5 protein-coding genes are annotated in these 6,473 nt (G+C 68.2%); all 5 read left to right on the top strand.

Going from position 1 to position 6,473, the window contains the following annotated elements:
* A partial coding sequence (locus tag MRY84_RS17310) for a cyanophycin synthetase (protein ID WP_291506942.1) occupies nucleotides 1–421 on the top strand: 421 nt, incomplete at its 5' end.
* The gene (gene murF, locus MRY84_RS17305; protein WP_291506941.1) at nucleotides 418–1,911 is read left to right on the top strand and encodes a UDP-N-acetylmuramoyl-tripeptide--D-alanyl-D-alanine ligase; all 1,494 of its coding nucleotides are present in this window, start codon (nucleotides 418–420) and stop codon (nucleotides 1,909–1,911) included. The genes MRY84_RS17310 and murF, both read left to right, overlap by 4 nt.
* A gap of 60 nt (nucleotides 1,912–1,971) precedes the next feature.
* On the top strand, nucleotides 1,972–3,150 hold the full coding sequence (gene mraY / locus MRY84_RS17300; protein ID WP_291506940.1) for a phospho-N-acetylmuramoyl-pentapeptide-transferase: 1,179 nt from the start codon (nucleotides 1,972–1,974) through the stop codon (nucleotides 3,148–3,150).
* Nucleotides 3,151–3,500: 350 nt separating this feature from the next.
* Nucleotides 3,501–5,294 (top strand): UDP-N-acetylmuramoyl-L-alanine--D-glutamate ligase, encoded by a 1,794-nt coding sequence (gene murD / locus MRY84_RS17295; protein ID WP_363317561.1) that lies wholly within the window; start codon nucleotides 3,501–3,503, stop codon nucleotides 5,292–5,294.
* On the top strand, nucleotides 5,291–6,473 hold a 1,183-nt coding region (gene ftsW / locus MRY84_RS17290), incomplete at its 3' end, for a putative lipid II flippase FtsW (protein ID WP_291506939.1). The genes murD and ftsW, both read left to right, overlap by 4 nt.

Below are 6,473 nucleotides of genomic sequence, written 5' to 3'. Positions count from 1 at the left end.
TGATGCGCTGGACAAGGTGTTGCTGGCCCTGCGCCCGCTGGCGCAGGAGCGCGGCGGCCAGCTGTGGTGCGTGTTCGGCTGCGGCGGCGACCGCGACCCCGGCAAGCGCCCGCTGATGGGTGCCGTGGCCCAGCGCCACGCCGATCGCGTGGTCGTCACCAGCGACAACCCGCGCAGCGAAGACCCGGCCGCCATCCTGCATCAGATCCTGCTGGGCACCATTGCCGGCAGCACCGTGCAGGCCGAGCCCGACCGCGCCATCGCCATCGCGCAGGCCATTGCCGAGGCCGCACCCGCCGACGTGGTGCTGATTGCTGGCAAGGGCCACGAAGACACCCAGGAGATCGCAGGCGTGCGCATGCCTTTTTCTGACCTGGCCCATGCGCAGAGCGCGCTGCAGGCCCGAGGAGCCCGCCCATGACCGCCACGCCCGGTGCCGTCCGCATGACGCTGCAACAGGCGTTCGACCTGCTTCACCCGCGCATTCCCGCAGCGCGCCTGGTGGGCGATGGCGCGACGCCCCTGGCCCGCGTGCATACCGACACGCGCACGCTGCAGGCGGGCGACCTGTTCGTGGCCCTCAAGGGCGAGCGTTTTGACGCCAATGCCTTCCTGGCCGACGCCCGCGCGGGCGGTGCGGCCGCCGCCATCGCCCATGGCGGGCTGGAGGCAGCCGGACTGGCCGGCATCGAGGTACCTGACACCCTGGCCGCGCTGGGCGCCTTGGCCTGCGGCTGGCGCGCGCAGTTGCGTCTGCCGCTCATCGGCGTGACGGGCAGCAACGGCAAGACCACGGTCACGCAGATGATCGCGTCCATCCTGCGCGCCTGGCAGGGCGAGGCCTCGTTTGCCACGCAAGGCAATTTCAACAACGACATCGGCGTGCCGCTGATGCTGCTGCGCCTCACCGCCGCGCACCGCGCCGCCGTGATCGAGATGGGCATGAACCACCCGGGCGAGATCGCCCAACTGGCCGCGATGGCGCAGCCCACGGTGGCGTTGGTCAACAACGCGCAGCGCGAGCACCTGGAGTTCATGCACACGGTGGAGGCAGTGGCGCGCGAAAACGGCTCGGTCTTCGCCAGCTTGCCGGCAGACGGCGTGGCCGTTTTTCCCGCCAGCGACGCCTATTCCGGCCTTTGGCAAACCCTGGCGCAGGGGCGCCGCACGCTCACCTTTGGCGAAGGCGGTGATGTGGTCTGCCGCCGCGCCGCATGGGAGCAGGGCGCCTGGGCCGTCACCGCGGCCACGCCGCAGGGCGAGTTCAACACCCGCTTGCACATTGCCGGGCGACACAACGTCATCAACGCAATGGCCGCTGCCGCCTGCGCACTGGCTGCGGGCGCACCGCTGGCGGCCATCGCGCAGGGGCTGCAGGATTTCGTTCCGGTCAAGGGCCGCTCGCGCGCCTTCAGCCTGCGCACGGCGGGGCGCGAGATCACCGTGGTGGACGACACCTACAACGCCAACCCCGACTCCATGCGCGCGGCCATCGACGTGCTGGCCGAACTGCCCGGGCCGCAGCTTCTGGTGCTGGGCGACATGGGCGAAGTGGGCGACCAGGGACCGCAGTTCCATGCCGAGGCCGGCGCGCATGCGCGCGCTGCGGGGATCCCGCGGCTCTTCGCGCTGGGCGCCCAGTCGGTCCATGCCGTCGCGGCCTATGGCCAAAGCCAGGGCCACGGCGGCGGCGCTGCCCGGCATTTCAACGATATGCGCGAACTGCAGGATGCGGTGCGCGAAGCCCTGCCCGCTGTGGGCAGCGTGCTGGTCAAGGGATCCCGATTCATGAAGATGGAACAGGCCGTGGAGGCGATGGCTGCCGTGGCAGCCGCTGAAACACCGCCGGCAGAACAACAGCAAGAAGCGCGTACAAAAGCCTCGGAGGGACACCATGGCGCCACACACTGAAACCATCCGCGTGGCCACGCCACTGGGCGACATGCCCGTACCTGTGCCTGGGGAGGCTGCATGCTGCTGATCCTTTCGCAGTGGCTGCAGGGGCTGTCGCCCGAGTTCGGCTTTTTCCGCGTCTTCCAGTACCTCACCTTCCGTGCGGTGATGGCGGCCATGACGGCGCTGCTGATCGGTCTGATCGCCGGCCCCAAGGTCATCCGCATGCTCACGTCGCTCAAGATCGGCCAGCCCATCCGCGGCTATGCGATGCAGTCGCACCTGTCCAAGAGCGGCACGCCCACCATGGGCGGGGTGCTGATCCTGCTGTCGATCGCAATCTCCACGCTACTGTGGTTCGACCTGTCCAACCGGTTCGTGTGGATCGTGCTCATCGTCACGCTGGGCTTTGGTGCCATCGGCTGGGTGGACGACTGGCGCAAGGTGGTCAACAAGGATCCGGAGGGCATGCGCTCGCGCGAGAAGTACTTCTGGCAATCCATCATCGGCCTGCTGGCCGCGCTGTACCTTGTGTTCAGCATTTCCGAAAGCTCCAACGCCAAGGTGTGGGAACTGTTCGTGGCGTGGGTGCAGTCCGGCTTCTCGCTCGACCTGCCCCCCAAGGCCGGGCTGCAGCTGCCATTCTTCAAGGAGATCAGCTACCCGCTGGGCGTGCTGGGCTTCGTGATCCTGACCTACCTCGTCATCGTGGGCTCCAGCAATGCCGTGAACCTGACCGACGGCCTCGACGGCCTGGCCATCATGCCGGTGGTGATGGTGGGCTCGGCCCTGGGCGTGTTTGCCTACGTCACCGGCAGCTCGGTGTATTCCAAGTATCTGTTCTTTCCGCACATCCCGGGTTCGGGCGAGCTGCTGATCTTCTGTGCCGCCATGGCGGGCGCGGGCCTGGCTTTCTTGTGGTTCAACGCGCACCCGGCGCAGGTCTTCATGGGCGACGTGGGCGCGCTGGCCCTGGGCGGCGCCCTCGGCACCATCGCAGTGATCGTCCGGCAGGAAATCGTGCTGGCCATCATGGGCGGCATCTTTGTGGTGGAAGCCATCTCGGTGATGCTGCAAGTCACCTGGTTCAAATACACCAAGCGCCGCTACGGCGAGGGCAGGCGCCTGCTCAAGATGGCCCCCCTGCACCACCACTTTGAGAAAAGCGGCTGGAAGGAAACGCAGGTGGTCGTGCGCTTCTGGATCATCACCATGCTGCTGTGCCTGGTGGGCTTGAGCACCCTGAAACTGCGATGAACGCTGACGAGCCCCTCATCCCCAACGCTCCCCGCGAACCCGGGGCGCCCGATGCTGTCCGGCCGCAGGCCGGGAGGGGCGTGGACGCCGGGGGCGCTGTCTCTGCGGACGACGATTTCTTTGCAGAGCACGAGTCTGCGGGTGCCGCAGGGGATGAACGCACGGAGGCGGTGAGCCCCCGCGCGCCGGACGCCGAGCCGACTGCGGATGCCGAAGCCGGCGCGGTATCCGAGCCACCCGCCGAAGCCGCCCCCCCAGCAGTCGCCGCATCGCCAGAAGAGGCCACCCCCGAGGCAGTTCCCCCGGCCGGCCACGCGCCGGCCAAAGGCCATGCCTGGGATCCCGAAGCCGTGCCCGCCATCTCGGCCGCCAAGGCCGCCGCCGATTTTGTGGCGCAGATCTTTGCCGACGTGTCAGCGCCCGAGGTGGCGCCTGCCGAGGCTGCTGCCGCCCCGGCCGATCTTGCAGCCGCCGAACCTGCCAAGTCCGAGTCCGAGTCCGCCGAGCCCCAGCGCACGCCGCAGGAGGCCGTCGCACAGTTCCTGCAGGGGCAGAACATCCTCATCCTGGGCCTGGGCGCATCCGGCATGGCCATGGCGCGCTGGTGCGTGCGCTGCGGAGCCCAGGTCACCGTGGCCGATACCCGCGCGGCGCCACCCCAGTTGCCCGCTCTGCAACAGGAGCTGCCCACGGTCCGCTTTGTGTCCGGTGCCTTCGATGCGAGCCTGGTCGAAGGGCAGGGCTTGCAAGCCGTGTACCGCTCGCCAGGGCTGAGCCCAGCGACGGTTGCTCCTGTATTGGTAGCTGCTCGCGCTTGTGGGGTGAGCACTGGAGGCGAATTGGGCTTGTATGCCCTGGCCTTGGCGGGTTTGAAGGCATCCTACGGCTACGCGCCGGCTGTGATTGCCATCACGGGCACCAATGGCAAGACGACCGTGACCTCGCTGACGGGGCAGCTGGTGGAGCGGTCGGGCAAGACCGTGGCCGTGGCTGGAAACATTGGGCCGACCCTGCTGGACACCCTGTCGGAGCACCTGGATGCAGGCACGCTGCCCGAGGTGTGGGTGCTGGAGCTGTCGAGCTTCCAGCTCGACGGGGTGACTGGTTTCGAGCCCACGGCGGCCACCGTGCTCAACGTGACGCAGGACCACCTCGATTGGCATGGCGACATGGCGGCCTACGCCGCGGCCAAGGCGCGCATCTTTGGCGAGAAAGGGCTCATGGTCCTGAACCGCGAAGACGCGGAAGTCATGCGCATGCTGCCGCCGCCCGGCCGCCCGAAGGCGGCAGCGGCCTCCTTGGGGGGCAGCGCAGCACACGCAGTGGCAAGCGTGGGGGCCGTCCAGCCTTTGCCCGCGCCCGTCAAGGTCAAGCTGCAGAAGCCCCAGGTACGCGATCACGTCACCTTTGGCGCCGACATGCCCAGGCGCCCCGGCGACTTTGGCATTGAAGTGGTGAACGGCATGCCCTGGCTGGTGCGTGCCATGGATGCCGACGAGACCCGCAAGCGCGGCCGCAGCGAAGCAGCCGAGGACCTGCACATCCAGCGCCTGATGCCGGCCGACGCGCTGCGCATCCGTGGGCGCCACAACGCCGTGAACGCCCTGGCCGCGCTGGCACTGGCATCGGCAGCGGGCTGTGCGCTGGCGCCGATGCTCTACGGCCTGCGCGAGTACCGCGGCGAGCCGCACCGCGTGGAGCCGGTGGCCATGGTCAATGGCGTGGAGTATTTCGACGACAGCAAGGGCACGAACGTGGGTGCCACGGTGGCCGCGCTCATGGGCCTTGGTGCCGAGCGCCGCGTCGTGGTCATCCTGGGCGGCGACGGCAAGGGGCAGGATTTCACCCCGCTGGCGGCGCCCGTGGCGCGCTATGCGCGTGCCGTGGTGCTGATCGGGCGCGATGCACCGCTGATCCGCACGGCGCTGCAGGACGCGGGTGTGGCACTGCTGGACGCAGAAACGCTGCCCCATGCGGTGTCGCTGGCCACCCAGCGCGCGCATGCGGGCGATGCCGTGCTGATGTCTCCCGCCTGTGCAAGCTTCGATATGTTCAGGGACTACGAGCACCGTGCAGAAGTCTTCTGCGAAACGGTGCGAGCGCTCGCCGACGAGGCAGGCCAATCCGCGGAGGGCCTGGCATGAGCGCTCCGGCCAGCAATCTGCTGCAGCGCCTGACCGGCTGGTTCGGCGGCGTCTCCACCAAGGCCGTCGATGTGCTGCCCGTGCGCGTGGGCGGCACCGAATACCGTCGTTCGTCCAGCACGCCAGCCAGCGTGCTGGGCTTCGACCAGGCCTTGCTGTGGGTGGTGGTGGCGCTGCTCGCCTGGGGGCTGGTCATGGTGTATTCGGCCTCCATCGCCATGCCCGACAACCCGCGTTTTGCCAACTACGCGCCCACGCATTTCCTGACCCGCCACGCCATGTATCTTGTGGTCGGTTTTGTGGCGTCGCTGCTGGCCTTCCAGGTGCCCATGGCCTGGTGGGAACGCGCTGCGCCCTGGTTGTTCGTGGTGGCGCTGCTGCTGCTGATCGCGGTGCTCATTCCGGGCGTGGGCAAGGTGGTCAACGGCGCGCGGCGCTGGCTGTCCATTGGGCCCATCGGTTTTCAGCCTTCCGAAGTGGCCAAGTTTGCCGTTCTCATCTATGCCGCCGACTACATGGTGCGCAAGATGGAAGTGAAGGAGCGGTTCTTCCGCGCCGTGTTGCCCATGGGCCTGGCCGTGGGCATCGTCGGCGTGCTGCTGCTGGCCGAGCCCGACATGGGCGCCTTCATGGTGGTGGCCGTCATCGCCATGGGCATCCTGTTCCTGGGCGGCGTCAACGCGCGCATGTTCTTTCTCATCGCTGGCGTGCTGGTGTCGGCCTTCGGCCTGATGATCGCCAGCTCGCCCTGGCGCCGGGAGCGCGTTTTTGCCTACCTCGACCCCTTCAGCGAGGCGCATGCGCTGGGCAAGGGCTACCAGCTGTCGCACTCGCTGATCGCCATCGGGCGCGGCGAGATCTTTGGCGTGGGCCTGGGCGGCAGCGTGGAAAAACTGCACTGGCTGCCTGAAGCCCACACCGACTTCCTGCTGGCCGTGATCGGCGAGGAATTCGGCCTGGTGGGGGTCCTCACGCTCATCGTGCTGTTCCTGTGGATGACCCGCCGCATCATGCACATCGGCCGCCAGGCCATCGCGCTGGACCGCGTGTTCGCGGGCCTCGTCGCACAGGGAGTCGCGATCTGGATTGGCTTCCAGGCTTTCATCAACATGGGCGTGAACCTGGGCGCGCTGCCGACCAAGGGGCTCACGCTGCCGTTGATGAGCTTTGGGGGCTCGG

This window comes from Acidovorax sp., from assembly GCF_022763525.1.
Lineage (GTDB): Bacteria > Pseudomonadota > Gammaproteobacteria > Burkholderiales > Burkholderiaceae_C > Acidovorax.
The sequence above is the reverse complement of the archived record's forward strand: the minus strand, read 5'-3'. Positions and strand labels throughout refer to the sequence as shown.

Excerpts from the sequence above, each read along its gene's own strand:
- murF (WP_291506941.1), top strand. The coding sequence starts at position 418 with ATGACCGCCACGCCCGGTGCCGTCCGCATGACGCTGCAACAGGCGTTC.
- mraY (WP_291506940.1), top strand. The coding sequence starts at position 1,972 with ATGCTGCTGATCCTTTCGCAGTGGCTGCAGGGGCTGTCGCCCGAGTTC.